The 16,029-nt window shown below is 71.5% G+C and carries 15 protein-coding genes and 1 riboswitch; of the genes, 8 read left to right on the top strand and 7 right to left on the bottom strand.

The window, feature by feature from the left end:
* Positions 1–2,092: 2,092 nt before the first annotated feature.
* On the bottom strand, positions 2,093–2,641 hold the full coding sequence (locus V2J52_RS10745; RefSeq protein ID WP_331227679.1) for a type 1 glutamine amidotransferase domain-containing protein: 549 nt from the start codon (positions 2,639–2,641) through the stop codon (positions 2,093–2,095).
* A 59-nt stretch (positions 2,642–2,700) separates the two neighbouring features.
* Positions 2,701–3,138: a hypothetical protein gene (locus tag V2J52_RS10740; protein ID WP_331227678.1), complete on the bottom strand. Its 438-nt coding sequence runs from the start codon at positions 3,136–3,138 to the stop codon at positions 2,701–2,703.
* A gap of 39 nt (positions 3,139–3,177) precedes the next feature.
* Between V2J52_RS10740 and purN the strand changes: the two genes are divergently transcribed.
* From purN to purH, 3 genes are all read left to right on the top strand, one after another.
* Entirely contained in the window at positions 3,178–3,792 is a 615-nt protein-coding gene (purN, locus tag V2J52_RS10735) for a phosphoribosylglycinamide formyltransferase (RefSeq protein ID WP_331227677.1), read from the top strand.
* Positions 3,785–4,387 (top strand): DUF6434 domain-containing protein, encoded by a 603-nt coding sequence (locus V2J52_RS10730; RefSeq protein WP_331227676.1) that lies wholly within the window; start codon positions 3,785–3,787, stop codon positions 4,385–4,387. Before purN ends, V2J52_RS10730 begins: the two co-directional genes overlap by 8 nt.
* A gap of 4 nt (positions 4,388–4,391) precedes the next feature.
* A riboswitch (ZMP/ZTP riboswitch) is annotated at positions 4,392–4,485 on the top strand.
* A gap of 26 nt (positions 4,486–4,511) precedes the next feature.
* Positions 4,512–6,146 carry a bifunctional phosphoribosylaminoimidazolecarboxamide formyltransferase/IMP cyclohydrolase gene (purH, locus tag V2J52_RS10725; RefSeq protein WP_331227675.1) on the top strand — a complete coding sequence of 545 codons (1,635 nt, stop codon included), beginning with the start codon at positions 4,512–4,514 and terminating at the stop codon, positions 6,144–6,146.
* Positions 6,147–6,166: 20 nt separating this feature from the next.
* Here the strand turns inward: purH and V2J52_RS10720 are convergent, their stop codons facing one another.
* Positions 6,167–7,447, bottom strand: a complete 1,281-nt coding sequence (locus V2J52_RS10720; RefSeq protein WP_331227674.1) for an NAD(P)/FAD-dependent oxidoreductase — start codon at positions 7,445–7,447, stop codon at positions 6,167–6,169.
* A 23-nt stretch (positions 7,448–7,470) separates the two neighbouring features.
* Here V2J52_RS10720 and V2J52_RS10715 point away from each other — a divergent pair, with 23 nt between their 5' ends.
* The 4 genes from V2J52_RS10715 to V2J52_RS10700 all read left to right on the top strand — a co-directional run bounded on the left by V2J52_RS10715 (position 7,471) and on the right by V2J52_RS10700 (position 11,422).
* Complete coding sequence (locus V2J52_RS10715; RefSeq protein WP_331227673.1) at positions 7,471–7,737, top strand: hypothetical protein; 267 nt, start codon at positions 7,471–7,473, stop codon at positions 7,735–7,737.
* Positions 7,738–7,763: 26 nt separating this feature from the next.
* Entirely contained in the window at positions 7,764–9,065 is a 1,302-nt protein-coding gene (locus V2J52_RS10710; protein WP_331227672.1) for a hemolysin family protein, read from the top strand.
* A 124-nt stretch (positions 9,066–9,189) separates the two neighbouring features.
* Entirely contained in the window at positions 9,190–10,407 is a 1,218-nt protein-coding gene (locus V2J52_RS10705; protein ID WP_331227671.1) for an NADP-dependent isocitrate dehydrogenase, read from the top strand.
* 31 nt (positions 10,408–10,438) lie between these two features.
* Positions 10,439–11,422: a malate dehydrogenase gene (locus tag V2J52_RS10700; RefSeq protein WP_331227670.1), complete on the top strand. Its 984-nt coding sequence runs from the start codon at positions 10,439–10,441 to the stop codon at positions 11,420–11,422.
* 146 nt (positions 11,423–11,568) lie between these two features.
* Here the strand turns inward: V2J52_RS10700 and V2J52_RS10695 are convergent, their stop codons facing one another.
* The 3 genes from V2J52_RS10695 to V2J52_RS10685 all read right to left on the bottom strand — a co-directional run bounded on the left by V2J52_RS10695 (position 11,569) and on the right by V2J52_RS10685 (position 14,773).
* A complete protein-coding gene (locus V2J52_RS10695) occupies positions 11,569–12,930 on the bottom strand; it encodes an FtsX-like permease family protein (RefSeq protein ID WP_331227669.1) in 1,362 nt (453 codons plus the stop codon).
* Positions 12,930–13,706, bottom strand: coding sequence for an ABC transporter ATP-binding protein (locus V2J52_RS10690; protein ID WP_491062082.1), 777 nt, complete (start codon positions 13,704–13,706; stop codon positions 12,930–12,932). Before V2J52_RS10690 ends, V2J52_RS10695 begins: the two co-directional genes overlap by 1 nt.
* 545 nt (positions 13,707–14,251) lie before the next feature.
* A complete protein-coding gene (locus V2J52_RS10685) occupies positions 14,252–14,773 on the bottom strand; it encodes a flavin reductase family protein (RefSeq protein ID WP_331227668.1) in 522 nt (173 codons plus the stop codon).
* A gap of 145 nt (positions 14,774–14,918) precedes the next feature.
* Here V2J52_RS10685 and V2J52_RS10680 point away from each other — a divergent pair, with 145 nt between their 5' ends.
* Positions 14,919–15,134: a hypothetical protein gene (locus V2J52_RS10680; protein ID WP_331227667.1), complete on the top strand. Its 216-nt coding sequence runs from the start codon at positions 14,919–14,921 to the stop codon at positions 15,132–15,134.
* On the opposite strand, the gene V2J52_RS10675 is transcribed toward V2J52_RS10680, so the two are convergent.
* On the bottom strand, positions 15,124–16,029 hold the full coding sequence (locus tag V2J52_RS10675) for a carbohydrate ABC transporter permease (RefSeq protein WP_331227666.1): 906 nt from the start codon (positions 16,027–16,029) through the stop codon (positions 15,124–15,126). The two genes, V2J52_RS10680 and V2J52_RS10675, sit on opposite strands and share 11 nt — an antisense overlap.

The following is a 16,029-nucleotide window of genomic DNA, read 5'->3' as shown; positions in this document are numbered from 1 at the left end:
TCGGTGAGCAAGGCTACGGGAGGGTCGAAACTCTTGAGATAGGCCTGAAAGTTGAGACGCCCCAGCGCCGCGAGTTGTTCAGTAGACAGATGATTGCCGCTAATTAAGGCGACCACAGCGCTGGCGCAGTCGGCAGCCTCGATGAGGAGGGGCAATTCGATCGCGACAATATCCGGTGGAAGTTCGGACCAGCGTCGAGGCCTAGACCCCACCGGAGGCGAGGCGATTATGCGAGGCTTAGAACTCATGTCGATGCAACGCATCGTGGCGATACAGTGCAACTGCTGGGCCGACTATCCGGCAGGCACACCCGCCGCAGGAGACAGACTTTCTCCCACTTGCTCCATTGATGCTGAATTCGATGCTGTGGCTCCCTGACCGTAGGTTAGGGGAATGAATCGTGTTCGTGGATCCAATACCGTGTTGCCCGGTCGAAACGTTACCCGCCGACTGCCAGGCGCCGCCGTTGATTCTGTACCGAACGGAGTAAGTCCGATTCGGAGTTCCTATGTATGACGCGTTTGCAGACAACCCCCTAGAGCTGCTGCAGCTCGCGTTGACGAGGACCTGATCGAGAGCCAGTGCGGCGCTGGTGTCATTCGCCGCATTAGCTCCCGACGCCGACGCCGACGCCGGGAGGAACCCGACGAGCATAGTAGCCAGTAGGACCAGTGCGGCAGCCCGGAGACGTCGCCAGGCACTCTCTGACTCCACCGGTATACTCCATTTTCCATCTTGAACTGGCTGAACCTGAATATTGCGCACTATTGCTCCCCCTCGTCAGGTCTAGGCGGGTCCCCGCCGCGCGTCAGCATAGTCAACGGTTTCCCTCGTCCGCTGATTCGAAGTGCCAGTCCCAAAATATGAGATGGCACCGCTTTGCTGGCTCTTCGCAGATGGCGGTGTAGTGCGGGAGGTGCGTTGGCGTGGCGGCTTCGCATCCGGGGCGCGGGGGCAGCCCCGGATCGCGCGGCGCCGTTTAGGCCCTGAGCGAGCGGCGGCGCCCGGATGTGCGACTCAGGGAGCGCCCGACAGTGTCTCGCACGGGATCCTCGCGCGGAAGGGGCATCGCGTGCACTTCCCTAACCGCTCCGTGCCGCCGCATCGGGTTCGTTGGACGGCGCCCCGTCAGTTGAACAACGCAGCCTAGGCGGAGGAGTAGGGATGCGGCACTCGAGCAGCCGACCACGCGATCAGCGCAATGACCGCAGATCAGCCACGGCACCTTCGCGGGCCGGCGGAATGTTCACCCGGCGGAGTGCGAGCGCCTTCGCCAGTGAGAAGATCGAACGCTTGATCGGCCTCGAGCCATGCTTGGCACAGTTCGGGATGTGACCAGACCATCACGAAGAGCCGCGACAACCTGTCGTCATCGACGAGTCTGCTCAGGAGGGGAAGGTGCTGTGGCTGCGGATGCAAAGCGAGCAGGGGGAGGCGGAGCGGCTGCGCCTCGCGCTCCAGCGTGGTCAGCTCTTCAAGGCTGACGAGCGCCGCCCGCGTCTCTTCGGGCTGATGAAGCCCACGACCTGCAGATCGCAGTAGTTTGGACCCTCAGCTGTTGGGCACCATCCCGCGGGCGTTGTCGGCCCGTGTCTCCCTGCGCATGAAGGCAATTTTTGTCATCGAGCCATCGTCGTCGATACCACTGACATCCAGGCCGGGGCATGCATCCTTGATGCCGTCGACTGGCTGAACGCATCGAAACGCGGGCGTCGCTCCCGACGAGCCCGTCAATCATTCGCACGGCCGCGAACGCCTGGGGAATCTGGCGGGCCGGCCACAGGCATGACCATTGCGAGCACATCTCCCGGCGCCTGACCACGGCCGTGCCTGGACTGTCGTAAGCCGAACCGACCGCGGCGACGCGCCGCCGGCTAAGCCAAGTGTTTGGGCGATGTCCCGTGAGGGATCGTTTACGGGGCGGAGTCCCCATCGAGCAGCGGATCTGCTAAGGGTCTCTCCAGACCTGTCCCTCCCTGGCCGTGGTGCTCCCCCTGCCGCCCAATCCTGATGGCGAGGCGTCCCTCAAGGCTGCGGGAAGGCAGAGCGCGCAACGGGACCGACGCCTTCCTCGACGGGACGACGGCGGTCCTCAGGCCGTCTGGCCGCGGTGCTTGCCCTCGCCGATCTCCTCGACCAGCTTCGCGGTGAAGGCCGGCAGGTCGCCCGGGTTGCGGCTGCTCACCAGGCCGGCGTCGACGACGACTTCCTCGTCCACCCAGGTGGCCCCGGCGTTGGACAGGTCGGTCTTGAGGCTCGGGTAGGAGGTGAGCTTGCGGCCGTGCAGCACGTCGGCGTCGGTGAGGATCCAGCCGCCGTGGCAGATGACGCCCACCGGCTTGTGCTGGGCGAAGATGTCGCGGACGAACCGCACCGCGTGGTCGTCCATCCGCAGGTGGTCACCGTTGACGACGCCGCCGGGCAGCACGAGCGCGTCATAGTCGGCGGCGCTGGCCGCGGCGGTGGTGAGATCCACCCCGGCCTCGTGGCCGTTCTTCCCGGTGATGGTGCCCTCGTCCGGTGCGATCACCGTCGCGGTCGCGCCGGCGTCGGTGACCGCCCGCCACGGCTCGGTGAACTCGGAGTCCTCGAAGCCGTCGGTGGCGAGGAACGCGACTGTCTTGCCGTTGAGGTGTGCCATGGGTCTCCTCCATCGTGTCGGGGCCTGCCACGCTACGACGGAGGGACGCGGCTCGCGCGTCAGGACCCGAGCAGGCCCCAGACCCAGTCCTGCACGTTGCCCTCGAGCTCGGCGGTGCAGGCCCGTTCCGCGCGGACCGTGATGGCGCGGTCGAGGCAGGCGTGCAGCTCGGCGTAGACCGGCCACATCACCGCCTGCATCGCGCTGATGAGGACCATCGCGGCGGCGAGCAGGAGCCCGAGGATGACGAGCACGAGCATGGCGCCGCCGATCCGGGCCCGCCGCATCCGGACCAGCCCACGGATGCCGAGCACGATGGCGGCCAGCGCCAGCACGCCGGTGAGCAGCGGCAGCGGCCACGGCGGCGCGGTCGCCGAGAACCACAGGCCCGCGAGCAGCAGCCCGGAGAACCACATCACCGGCCGGGTGACCGCCCGGACCGCCTCCGGGTCCGGCGGCGGACCGGGCGCGGGGGAGGGCTGGCGATCAGTGGGCATGGACGAAGTCTCCCATCCTGGAGCGATATCCTCGGCGGCGTGCCGAACCCATGCCGCGTCGTCGTCCTCATCTCCGGCGGAGGCTCCAACCTCGCCGCGATCCTCGCTGCGAGCGCAGACCCGGACTACGGCGTCCAGATCGTCGCGGTCGGCGCGGACCGGCCCTCGGCGGCCGGCCTCGAGCTGGCCCGGCAGGCCGGCATCGCGACCTTCGTCGCACGGGTGGGGGACCACCCGGACCGGGACGCCTGGGACCGGGCGCTGACCGACGCGGTCGCCGCCGCCGAGCCGGACCTCGTGGTCTCGGCCGGCTTCCTCAAGCTGTGCGGCCCGCGGTTCCTCGAGCGCTTCGGCGGGCGGTACGTCAACACCCACAACTCGCTGCTGCCGGCCTTCGCCGGCATCAACGGCCCGCGCGACGCCCTGGAGTACGGGGTGAAGATCGCCGGGGCCACGCTGTTCGTCGTCGACGAGGGGGTGGACACCGGCGCGATCATCGCGCAGGTGGCGGTCCCCGTCCACGACGACGACACCGTCGAGACGCTCACCGAGCGGATCAAGGTCGCCGAGCGCGTGCAGCTGGTTGACCAGGTCGGTCGGCTGGCCCGGGACCCGTGGCGGGTCGAGGGCCGGCGGGTCGTCAGGGATGGCTGAGCCGCCGACCTCGCCCGTCGCGGCGAGCGCGCCGGACGAGGCACGGCCCCCGGTGGCGAGCGTCGCGAGCGGCGCCGAGCTGCGCCGCTGGTACTGGCTCCGCTCGGAGCTCGTCGACCGCGCCCGGCAGCTGGGCGTGGCGCGCCACGGCAGCAAGACCGAGCTGCTCGACCGGCTGGCCGCGGCGCTCGACGGCGCGCCCGCCCCCGCACGGCCGCCACCACGACGGGCCGCCACCCGACAGCTCGCCGAGCCGGTCGGACCGGCGACCGTGCTACCGCCCGGCCAGCGCTGCAGCCAGGTGCTGCGGCGCTTCTTCGCGGCCGAGGTCGGCCCCGCCTTCCGGTTCGACGAGCACATGCGGGACTTCATCGCCCACGGCGCGGGCCGCACGCTCGCCGAGGCGGTCGACCACTGGCACCGCACCCGCGGCGCGGCCATCGGCCCGATCGGCGAGCAGTTCGAGTACAACCGGTTCACCCGGCAGTGGTTCGCCGGCACCCCCGACGGCAGCCGGCAGGAGTGCGTGGCGGCCTGGCAGGTGCACCGGGCGCTGCCGGTGGACCGGCGCCCGCCGGTGCCCGGCGGGCGGTAGACTCGGGCGCGGCCGTAACTGGCGAACCGAGGTGGAGCCATACCACCGGGGAGCGGCCGGAAGTCCCCTGCAGGGTGCCGCACGCCTGGGTGCCCGGGTCCGAACCGATCCCAGGAGTGACCCCATGACCATCCTTGCCATCCGCCGCGCGCTCGTCTCGGTCTACGACAAGACCGGCCTCGAGCCGCTCGCCCGCGCCCTGCACGACGCCGGCGTGGAGATCGTCTCCACCGGCTCCACCGCCCGCACCATCGCCGCCGCCGGCGTCCCGGTGACACCGGTCGAGGAGGTCACCGGCTTCCCCGAGTGCCTCGACGGCCGCGTCAAGACCCTGCACCCGCGGGTGCACGCCGGCATCCTCGCCGACCGCCGCAAGGACGCCCACCGCGCCGAGCTCGAGCAGCTCGACGTCGCGCCGTTCGACCTCGTGGTCGTCAACCTCTACCCGTTCACCGACACCGTCGCCTCCGGCGCGAGCCCTGACGAGTGCATCGAGCAGATCGACATCGGCGGGCCCACGATGGTGCGCGCCGCGGCGAAGAACCACCCGAGCGTGGCCGTCGTCGTCGATCCGGCCGGGTACGACGACGTCGTCACCGCGGTGGGCGGCGAAGGCTTCAGCCTCGCGCAGCGCCAGCGGCTCGCCGCCGCGGCCTTCCGGCACACCGCCGAGTACGACGTCGCCGTCGCCTCCTGGCTGGGCGACGTCGTCGCACCCGACGCCGACGGCGGCCCGCTGCCGGCGTGGCTCGGCGCCACCTGGCAGCGCCGCGAGGTGCTGCGCTACGGCGAGAACCCGCACCAGCCCGCGGCGCTGTACAGCTCCGGGCGGCCCGGCGTCGCGCAGGCGCAGCAGCTGCACGGCAAGGCGATGAGCTACAACAACTACGTCGACGCCGACGCCGCGTGGCGCGCCGCCCAGGACCACACCGCGCCGGCGGTGGCGATCATCAAGCACGCCAACCCGTGCGGCATCGGCGTCGGGGAGACGATCGCGACCGCCCACGCCAAGGCGCACGCCTGCGACCCGGTCTCCGCCTACGGCGGTGTCGTGGCCGCCAACCGGACGGTCACCGCCGAGCTCGCCGCGCAGCTCGCCCCGGTGTTCACGGAGGTGGTCATCGCCCCGGCGTTCGACGACGACGCGCTGGCGATCCTCACCGCGAAGAAGAACATCCGCCTGCTCACGCTGCCCGAGACGGCCCGCGCCGTGACTGAGATGCGGCCGATCAGCGGCGGCCTGCTGGTGCAGGGCGCCGATCGGATCGACGCCGACGGTGACGACCCGGCCGGCTGGACCCTCGCCGCCGGGCCGGCCGCCGACGACGCCACGCTCGCCGACCTCGCCTTCGCCTGGCGGTCGGTGCGGGCGGCGAAGTCCAACGCCATCCTGCTCGCGCACGACGGCGCGAGCGTCGGCGTCGGGATGGGCCAGGTCAACCGGGTGGACTCCTGCCGGCTCGCGGTCGAGCGCGCCAACACCCTCGGCGCCCCGGTCGACTCCGACGTCGAGGGGGCCGGCGGCGCGCAGAACGCCGACGACGCCGCCCGGCGGACCGCCCCCGAGCGGGCCTGCGGCGCGGTCGCGGCCTCCGACGCGTTCTTCCCGTTCGCCGACGGCCTCCAGGTGCTGCTCGACGCCGGCGTGCGCGCCGTCGTGCAGCCCGGCGGCTCGATCCGCGACGAGGAGGTCGTCGCCGCGGCGCAGGCTGCCGGCGTGACGATGTACTTCACCGGCACCCGCCACTTCGCGCACTGACCGCAGGCCGCGGACTCCGGCTACCGCAGCGCCTTGCGCAGCGGCAGGCCCGGGTCGGCGGCCGCCACCGGGTCCAGCGCCGAGTGCTCGGGTGCCGACAGCGCCCGGCGCAGCGCGCCGACGTCACGGGGCCGGTCGACGGTGAAGCCGGCGCGCAGCCGGACCTCGCCGGCGTCGTCCGGCGCCACGTAGAGCGCGGTCCAGCCCTCCCCGGAGGCGGGGTCGCCGCGCAGCACGACCTCACCGGCGGTCGGCACCCGGCCGACGACGGTCAGCTCGTGCCCCAGCTGGGTGGAGAACACGTAGGGGGCGGGGTCGGCCTGCCGGCCGGCCGGGCCGTCCCCGCCGAGGAGGTCGGCCACCAGCGCCGCCGGGTAGGAAAGCGCGCCGTCCCAGTGCGCCCCGGGCAGCTCGCCGTCGCGGGGCGACCACCGGTCGGTGACGTCCCCGACCGCCCGCACGGTCGCCGGCCCGCCGCGCACCCGGCCGGCGAGGTCCACCGGCACCGCACCGCGCGCGGTGAGCGGCAGCGTCCCCCCGAGCCACGCGGTGGCCGGCCGGACGCCGGCCGCCGCGACCACGACGTCGGCCGCGACCCGGCTCCCGTCGTCGAGCTGCACCCCCTCGGGGCCGGTCGCCGTCACCAGCGCGGTGCAGCACAGCGTGATGCCGGCCGACGGGTACCACGGCGCGACCAGCCGCGAGACCTCGGTGCCGAGCACGTGGGCCAGCGGCCCGGGCGCTGCCTCCAGCACGGTCACCTCGACCCCGGCGGCGCTCGCCACGGTGGCAAGCTCCCCCCCGATCCAGCCGGCACCGATGACGGTGAGCCGGCGGCCCGGCGCCAGCTCCTCGCGCAGCCGCGCGGCGTCCCCGGCGTCGTGCAGGTGCAGCGCGCCGTGCCAGGTGGGCCGCCGGACGGGACGGGCCCCGGTCGCCACGACGACGGCGTCGGCCGCCAGCGTGCTCGTCCTCCCGTCGTCGGGCGCCCGGACCTCGAGGCGGGCGCCGTCGTCGTCGGCGTCGAGGGCGACGGCCTCGTGGCCGCGCAGCCAGTGGTCGGCGAGGTCGGCGAGTTCGCCGTACCCCTCTCCGGCCAGCCACAGCGGTTCGGGCCGGCTCAACAGCTCCTTGGACAGCGGCGGGCGGTCGTACGGCGCGAGCAGCTCGGCGGACACGACGGTCAGCTCGCCGTCGAAACCCTGGCCGCGCAGCTCGGCGGCGGTGCGCAGGCCGGCGAGCCCGGAGCCGACGACGACGACGCGGCGGACCGGAGGGCGGGCGGTCGGATGAACGGTCACCCGCCCACGGTAGTCTCGCCCCCATGACGGCACGGGAGATGGCGCGCTCGCCGGCGCTCTGGCTTGTCGCTGCCGGCCTCCTCGCGGCCTGCGCGGCGGCGGTGGTCATCGGTGCCCCTGCGGCCGCGCTCGTGCTGGCTGCGCTCTGCATCGCGCTCGCGGTGGTGCGGGTCGCCGACCGCCGCCGGCCGCCGGCATTCATGGCCCGCTCAACGGCGGTGGACGTCGTCCTGCTCGTCGCCGCCGCGGTCGCCCTCCTGGCCCTCGCCCCGGCCGGCAACCTCACCTAACGCGGGGCGTCTGAAACACTACGCAGATGCCAGACCTCCTGCTGAACATCGGTCTCGTCTTCCTCTTCATCCTCGTCGGCGGGGTCTTCGCGGCCTCCGAGATCGCGCTGGTTTCGCTGCGGGAGAGCCAGGTCCGGGCGATGGCGAGCACCGGGCGCGCTGGCGCCCGGGTGGCCCGGCTCATCGGCAGCTCCAACCGGTTCCTGTCCTCGGTGCAGGTCGGGGTGACTCTCGCCGGGTTCTTCTCGGCGTCCTTCGGCGCCGCGCAGATCGCCCCGCAGATCGCGCCGACGCTCACCTCGTGGGGGCTGGGCGAAGGCTTGGCCGCCACCGTCGCGTTCATCGGCACCACCGTGGTGATCTCCTACCTCTCGCTGGTGTTCGGCGAGCTGGTGCCCAAGCGGCTGGCGATGCAGAGCGCGGAGCGGTTCTCGATGGTCGTCGCCACCCCGCTCGACTGGATCGCCACGCTGCTGCGACCTGTGATCTGGCTGCTCGGTGCGTCGACGAACGCCGTCATGCGGCTGCTCGGCCGCGACCCGGACGCCCAGCGCGAGGAGATCGGTGCCGAGGAGCTGCGGGCGCTGGTCGCCGAGCACGAGTCGCTCGGCGTCGTCGAGCGGGCGATGGTGATGGACCTGCTCGCGGTCGGCGAGCGGGGCGTCGAGGAGATCATGACCCCGCGCACCGAGGTGGAGTTCTTCGACGCCGGAACCACAATCACCGAGGCGCAGCGGCTGGCCAGCCGGCTGGTGCACTCCCGCTACCCGGTCCGGGGCACCAACGACGACGACGTCGTCGGGTTCGTCCACGTCCGTGACCTCATCGCGGTCCCGGCGGAGGTCCGGACGGTGGCCGAGCTCGTCCGGCAGGTGCTGTTCTTCCCGACCGGCACCCGGTGCCTCGCCGCGATGACCGAGATGCGTACGCAGAACGTGCACCTGGCGATCGTCGTCGACGAGTACGGCGGCACCGACGGGATCGTCACGCTCGAGGACGTCGTCGAGGAGTTCGTCGGCGAGATCCACGACGAGTACGACCAGGAGACGCCCGACGTCGTCAGCCGGCCCTCGGGCGGCGAGGTCTCCGGGCTGCTCAGCCGGGCAGAGGTGGTCAAGGTGCTCCACCGCGCGCTGCCCGAGGGACCGTTCGACACGCTGGCCGGCTTCGTCGTCGCCGAGCTCGGCCGGATGCCCGTTGTCGGCGACTCGGTCGGCTGGCACGGGCTCACGCTCACCGTCAGGCGGCTCGACGGGCTGCGCGTCGACCGGATCGACGTGAGCCGGGTGACGGCGGACGCACCTGAGGTGGCGGAGGACGCGACCTGAGAAGCCGAGACCGCCACCACTGACGAATTATCTCGATGTCGAGTAATCTGGTCGGGGTGCCGGTCGGCCGGCGCCTCCCCGATGCCGAGGAACACCCGCGAGGGTGGTCAGGAGAGATTCACGCATGGCGAAGATCAAGGTCACCAATCCCGTCGTCGAGCTCGACGGTGACGAGATGACGCGAATCATCTGGTCCTTCATCAAGGATCGGCTGATCCACCCCTACCTCGACGTCGACCTCAAGTACTACGACCTCGGCATCCAGCACCGTGACGCCACCGACGACCAGGTGACGATCGACGCGGCGCACGCGATCCAGGAGCACGGCGTCGGCGTCAAGTGCGCCACCATCACCCCCGACGAGGACCGCGTCGCCGAGTTCGGCCTGAAGAACATGTGGCGCTCGCCGAACGGCACCATCCGCAACATCCTCGGTGGCGTCATCTTCCGCGAGCCGATCATCATCTCCAACGTGCCGCGGCTCGTCCCGGGCTGGACCAAGCCGATCATCATCGGCCGCCACGCCCACGGCGACCAGTACAAGGCGCAGAACTTCAAGGTCCCCGGCCCCGGCACCGTGACCATCACCTACACCCCCGACGACGGCAGCCAGCCGCTCGAGCTCGAGGTCGCCAAGTTCCCCGAGGACGGCGGCGTCGCGATGGGGATGTTCAACTACAACAAGTCGATCGCCGACTTCGCCCGCGCCTCGTTCTCCTACGGCCTGCAGCGCGGCTACCCGGTGTACCTGTCGACGAAGAACACCATCCTCAAGGCCTACGACGGCGCGTTCAAGGACATCTTCGCCGACATCTTCGAGGCCGAGTTCAAGGACCAGTTCGACGCTGCCGGCATCACCTACGAGCACCGCCTCATCGACGACATGGTCGCCGCGGCGATGAAGTGGGAGGGCGGCTACGTCTGGGCTGCCAAGAACTACGACGGCGACGTCCAGTCCGACACCGTGGCTCAGGGCTTCGGCTCGCTGGGCCTGATGACGTCGGTGCTCATGACGCCGGACGGCCGCACCGTCGAGGCCGAGGCCGCCCACGGCACGGTCACCCGGCACTACCGCCAGCACCAGGCCGGCAACCCGACGTCGACCAACCCGATCGCGTCCATCTTCGCCTGGACCCGTGGGCTGGCCCACCGCGGCAAGCTCGACTCCACCCCGGAGGTCACCGGCTTCGCCCAGACCCTCGAGGACGTCGTCATCAAGACCGTCGAGTCCGGCAAGATGACCAAGGACCTCGCGCTGCTCGTCGGCCCGGACCAGGAGTGGCAGACCACCGAGGCGTTCCTCGCGTCGCTCGACGAGAACCTCGCTGCCCGACTCGGCTGAGCCGGCGCCCGGAGCCAGAAGGAGACTGCGCATGACCACCACCCCCGTCAACGTCACCGTCACCGGAGCGGCCGGCCAGATCGGCTACGCGCTGCTGTTCCGGATCGCCTCCGGGCAGCTGCTCGGCCCCGACGTCCCGGTCCGGCTGCGGCTCCTGGAGATCCCGCAGGCGGTCAAGGCCGCCGAGGGCACCGCGATGGAGCTCGACGACTGCGCCTTCCCGCTGCTCGCCGGCACCGACATCTTCGACGACCCGAACGCCGCCTTCGACGGCGCCAACATCGGGCTGCTCGTCGGTGCCCGGCCGCGCGGCCCGGGCATGGAGCGCGGCGACCTCCTCGAGGCCAACGGCGGGATCTTCGGACCGCAGGGCAAGGCGATCAACGCCCACGGCGCCGAGGACATCCGGGTGCTCGTCGTGGGCAACCCGGCCAACACCAACGCGCTCATCGCGCAGCGCAACGCGCCGGACGTCCCGGCCGACCGCTTCAACGCGATGACCCGGCTCGACCACAACCGGGCGCTGAGCCAGCTGGCCGCCAAGACCGGCACCCCGGTGCGCCAGCTCGAGAACCTCACCATCTGGGGCAACCACTCGGCGACCCAGTACCCGGACGTGTTCCACGCGACGGTCGACGGCCGGCCGGCGACCGAGCTCGTCGACGAGACCTGGCTGACGGACGACTTCATCCCGACCGTCGCCAAGCGGGGCGCCGCCATCATCGACGCCCGCGGGGCGTCGTCGGCGGCCTCGGCGGCCAACGCCGCGATCGACCACGTCCACGACTGGGTGGGCGGCACCGGCAGCTCCTGGACCTCCGCGGCGATCCCGTCGGACGGCTCCTACGGGGTGCCCGAGGGGCTCATCTCCTCCTTCCCGGTGCGTTCCCGGAACGGTGCGTGGGAGATCGTCCAGGGCCTGGAGATCAACGAGTTCTCCCGTGAGCGGATCGACGCGTCCGTCGCCGAGCTCACCGGCGAGCGCGAGGCCGTGGAGACGCTCGGCCTCATCTGAGTCTGCAGTGGCGGGGCCGGGAGAGGGTGACCTCTCCCGGCCCCGTCGTCGTCCGGCCTCGCATCCAGCCGGCGGCGGTACTACGGCTGCGGCGCACGACGGGTTGGTCGTGGGGCGGTTTCCGTAGCCACCGGTGGAAGCGATCGTCAGGCTGCCTCGCGCAGGGTGGCGGTGAGCAGCGGGCGGGTGGCGAGGACGGCGAGCCGCACGAGGAGCACACCGAGGACGAGGGCAGCGAGGATCATCGCCACGCTCGTCGGTGCCAGGAGAACTGCCATGCCCGCGAGCGGGGCCACGAGCAGCCCGGAGAGCAGCACCGTGCCGGTCGCGATGACGAGCAGGGGCGTCATGACGGTGGCGGTCTGCGCCGTCGTCATGGTCCTTCTGGGCATGCCCAGCCGGTCGAGGTTTCGGTAGAGCTCGGCCCGGTCGAGGACCTCGGCGGCCTGGGTGACCCCGGTCGAGCACGCGACCATGAGGAACGACACGGCGATCGTGATGAGGATCCCGGTCCGGATGTCGGCGACGAGCAGCCGGTCCGCCTCGGCCATGCCCCCGCCCTGCGCGGTGCCCATGAGCGCGACCCCGCTGCCGGCGACCACCGCGATGAAGCACGTCATCACCACGCCGCTGATCTGCCGCCAGACCGCCTTGGGGTTCTCGGCCATCGCGCGCGCCGCGAGCAGCTGGTCCGGGCGCTGCGCGCGGCGCACCCGCCGTCGGGCAACGACCGAGACGACCCACGGCCCGACGAGCCCGAGGACTGCCAGGCACGCGGCGAACCCGCCGACGATGACGGCGACGAACACCGCGAGGTCCGCGTAGCTGCCCTGGAACGCGACGACGGCGAGGACCATGACGGCGCCGCCACCGGCCGGCCACAGCCACGAGATCCGCGGCGGGTCCTGACGGCGCCGGACGCCGAGCGGGGAGATGCGCACCTGGCGCAGCCCGAGCACGGCGCTGACGGCCGCCAGCAGCACGATCGCGAGGACCACGCACACGACGAGCCACGCCGGGAGCCAGAAGGCGCTGCCGATCGGCTCCCCACGGAAGTGGACGAGCTGGACGAGCGGTCCGAGCGCGAGGTAGCCGATGACCCCGGCGCAGCCGCCGAGGAGCGCAACCACCGCCGACTCGAGGACGGTCAGCCGGGTGACCATGGCGGTGGTGGCGCCGAGCAGGCGCAGACCGGCGAGCCGGTCGTCGCGTCGTCGTGCCGAGAGGCGGGCAGCGGCGCCGCCGAGCGAGAGCAGCGGCGGGACGAGCAGCGCCAGCGCCAGCCCGGCGAGGATCTGGTAGCTGCCGGCGAGCTCGTCGTCCCACCGCAGGAAGGACCAGGCGCCGGCGAGGACGGTCAGGACGAGGGTGGTCGTCGTCGCGAAGGCGACGGCGGGGAGCAGGAGCACCGACGAGCGCATGCCGCCGCGGCGGGCCAGCAGCAGGCCGATACGGAGAGTGGTGCCGGAGCGACCGCCGCTGGGCGGCGTGAGCAGGGCGGCGTCCATCAGCGGCCACCTCCGCTGGCCGAGTCGGCGACGACGCGGCCGTCGCGCAGCGTGATGACGCGGGCGCACATCGACGCGACCGAGTGGTCGTGGGTGACGACGACGAGGGTTCGTCCCGCGGCGGCGGTCGCCTGCAGCAGCACGCCCATGATCTCGGCCGAGGTCTGAGAGTCGAGCGCGCCGGTCGGCTCGTCGGCGAACACCACACGGGCGCCGGTCACCTGAGCCCGTGCGATCGCCACGCGTTGCGCCTGACCACCGGAGAGCTGCCCGATGCGCCGCTGCTCCAGCCCGCCGAGACCCAGCTGGGCCAGCCAGCCGGCGGCGTGCTGCTCCGCCGGGCCGCGGGCGACGCCGCCGAGCATGAGGGCAAGGGCGACGTTCTCCAGCGCGGTGAGCTCGGGGATGAGCATGCCCTCCTGGAAGACGAAGCCGAACTGCTCACGCCGCAGCCGGGAGCGCTCGGCGTCGGACAGTGCGCCGACGCTCACCGGCCCCTGGCCGGTGAGCAGGTGCACCTGCCCGGTGGTCGGTGGCACGATGCCGGCGAGGCAGTGCAGCAGGGTGGTCTTGCCCGAGCCGGAGGCGCCCATGACGGCGACCGACTCACCGGCGGCGAGATCGAGGTCGACCCCCGCCAGTGCCGTGGTCATGCCGTAGGACTTGGTCAGCGCCCGGGCGCTGAGCACCGGGTGCGGTGGTGCTGGGTGCGGCAGGGCCGGGTGCGGTGTGCTGGCGGCGAGGACGGATGTCGTGGGCGGGGGAGGAGTGCTCATGCCTCGAGCATCGCGCCGGGCCCGAGCCGGCCGCATCGGGTGACGGGTTGATCGTGTGCCGGCGGTATCCCCTCCTCGGGGGAGGCGGCCCTACGACGCCCGGTGGACCCAACCCGCGACAGCAGCCTTCCCCGCGAGAGCAGACTTGTCCGCGAGAGCTGGATTGTCCGCGACAGCAGGGTTGTCTGCGAGAGCAGACTTGTCCGCGACAGCGGGATTGTCCGCGACAGCGGGATTGTCCGCGAGAGCAGGATTGTCTGCGAGAGCAGACTTATCCGCGTACCTGAAGAGAATCCGGGCCGATACTTGAGGAGCGAGTCGGTTCAGCCGCTCCGTGACGCGCCTCGACAACGTCGTGGTTGTCCTGGCCGGTGGCCCTGGCGGATAGGGCAGCCGCGGATGCTTGTGGGCACCCAGCGCCATCATGATGCGCAGCGCGTAGACAACTCTGCTGTCGCAGACAATCCTGCTGTCGGCGAGGGCCGAGGGCCGAGGGCCGAGGGCCGTGGGCCGTGGGCCGTGGGCCGTGGGCCGTGGGAGGTGAGCTACGGGTTGACGCGAGTGTCGTCGCCGAGGTGGTGGTAGGCGCGGTCGACGTAGACGAGCGGGGCGGGGTCCTCGCACTGGTGCGCCAGCCGGGCGCGGAGCGTGACGAGCAGGCTGTCGCCCACCGGTATCCGGTTGTCGATCTCGGCACGGATCCACGCCGAGGTGCCACGCAGCACCGGCTCGCCGGTCGTCAGGGGGCACCAGTCGACGCCGTCGAATCGGTCGACGCCGCGGCGCGCGAACTGCGTCGCGACGTACTGCTGGTCCGGGCCGAGGAAGTTGACGACGAGGCTCTCCGCGGTCTCGACGGCGTCACGCGATGAGGACGTCGCGGCCAATGAGAACGCCAGCACGGGTGGATCGGCTGACACCGAGATGACCGACGTCGCGGTGAAGCCCACCGGCCCCGCCGCGGTCCGCAGCGTGATGACGGCGACGCCCCCGGGGTGGTGGCGGAACACGGCCTTGAAGTGTTCCGGGCTCACCCCGGCTGCCGTGATGCCGAGCACCGCCGTCATCTGTGCCTCCGCGGGAATGAGCTTGAGGACGTCAACCTACGAGGACGCGCGGAGCCGTGCCCTCGGCGTGGCAGCTGTCTCGACATCCGAGAGCCGCCCCTCGATCCAGACCTGCCTGCCCGAATCGTGAGATCTCGTGCCCGGCGTGAGGCCCGGGCAGGTGATGACAATCCTGCTGTCGCGGATAAGTCGGCTGTCGGTGACAACGCTGCTGTCGGTGACAACGCTGCTGTCGGTGACAACCCTGCTGTCGGTGACAACCCTGCTGTCGGTGACAACCCTGCTGTCGGTGACAATCCTGCTGTCGGTGGGTGGGTGGGTGGGTGGGGGGAGTGGGGGTGGGGCGGGGGTCAGCCTTTGACGGAACCGGACATCAGGCCGCCGATGAAGTACTTGCCGAGCACGATGTAGACCACGAGCGTGGGCAGCGAGGCGAACAGCGCACCGGCCATCGAGACGCCGTAGTTCTGCAGCAGCGCGCCGTTGGCGAGGTTGTTCAGCGCGAGGGTCACCGGGCCGTTCGAGCTCGAGGAGAAGAACACCGCGAACAGGAAGTCGTTCCACGCCGACGTGAACTGCCAGATGAGGACGACGACGAAGCCGGGCGCGGAGAGCGGCAGGATTACCGAGGCGTACGTACGCAGCATGCCCGCGCCGTCGACCCGGGCGGCCTCGATGAGCTCGTTCGGCACCGACTGGTAGTAGTTCCGGAAGATCAGCGTGGTGATCGGGATGCCGTAGACCACGTGCACGAGGATCAGCGACGGGATCCCGGAGGGCACCCCGGCCCCGAGCATGAGCTGCAGCAGCGGGATCATCACCGCTTGGTAGGGGATGAACATCCCGAACAGGATGAGCGTGAAGATGAGGTTCGCGCCGCGGAAGGTCCAGCGGGACAGCACGAAGCCGTTCATCGAGCCGAACATCGCGGCGATGAGCGACGCCGGCACCACCATCTGCAGGGTGCGCCAGATGGCGGGGGCGAGCGCGTCCCACGCCGCCACCCAGTTCTCGGTGGTCCATGTCGTCGGCAGCGCCCAGGCACGGCTCGGGGCGGCGTCGCCCGCGCCCTTGAAGCTCGTGATGATGAGGACGTAGACCGGCACGAGGACGATGAGCAGGAAGAACAGCAGCAGCGCGTAGCGCACGGTCCGGCCGACGGTGAAGCCGCCCGCGGCCTTGCGCACGGGGAGCGGGCCGGGGGAGCCACCGGCGTGGGTGGGCGGTACCGGCAGGGTTGCGGAGGTCGAGGTCAT

Source organism: Georgenia sunbinii, assembly GCF_036421875.1.
In the GTDB taxonomy this organism is placed as follows: Bacteria; Actinomycetota; Actinomycetes; order Actinomycetales; family Actinomycetaceae; genus Georgenia_B; species Georgenia_B sunbinii.
The sequence above is the reverse complement of the archived record's forward strand: the minus strand, read 5'-3'. Positions and strand labels throughout refer to the sequence as shown.

Excerpts from the sequence above, each read along its gene's own strand:
- V2J52_RS10685 (WP_331227668.1), bottom strand. The coding sequence starts at position 14,773 with ATGACGGCGGTGCTCGGCATCACGGCAGCCGGGGTGAGCCCGGAACAC.
- V2J52_RS10715 (WP_331227673.1), top strand. The coding sequence starts at position 7,471 with ATGACGGCACGGGAGATGGCGCGCTCGCCGGCGCTCTGGCTTGTCGCT.
- V2J52_RS10695 (WP_331227669.1), bottom strand. The coding sequence starts at position 12,930 with ATGGACGCCGCCCTGCTCACGCCGCCCAGCGGCGGTCGCTCCGGCACC.
- V2J52_RS10730 (WP_331227676.1), top strand. The coding sequence starts at position 3,785 with ATGGCTGAGCCGCCGACCTCGCCCGTCGCGGCGAGCGCGCCGGACGAG.
- purH (WP_331227675.1), top strand. The coding sequence starts at position 4,512 with ATGACCATCCTTGCCATCCGCCGCGCGCTCGTCTCGGTCTACGACAAG.
- V2J52_RS10745 (WP_331227679.1), bottom strand. The coding sequence starts at position 2,641 with ATGGCACACCTCAACGGCAAGACAGTCGCGTTCCTCGCCACCGACGGC.
- V2J52_RS10710 (WP_331227672.1), top strand. The coding sequence starts at position 7,764 with ATGCCAGACCTCCTGCTGAACATCGGTCTCGTCTTCCTCTTCATCCTC.
- V2J52_RS10700 (WP_331227670.1), top strand. The coding sequence starts at position 10,439 with ATGACCACCACCCCCGTCAACGTCACCGTCACCGGAGCGGCCGGCCAG.
- V2J52_RS10740 (WP_331227678.1), bottom strand. The coding sequence starts at position 3,138 with ATGCCCACTGATCGCCAGCCCTCCCCCGCGCCCGGTCCGCCGCCGGAC.
- V2J52_RS10690 (WP_491062082.1), bottom strand. The coding sequence starts at position 13,706 with ATGAGCACTCCTCCCCCGCCCACGACATCCGTCCTCGCCGCCAGCACA.
- V2J52_RS10705 (WP_331227671.1), top strand. The coding sequence starts at position 9,190 with ATGGCGAAGATCAAGGTCACCAATCCCGTCGTCGAGCTCGACGGTGAC.
- V2J52_RS10675 (WP_331227666.1), bottom strand. The coding sequence starts at position 16,029 with ATGACCTCGACCTCCGCAACCCTGCCGGTACCGCCCACCCACGCCGGT.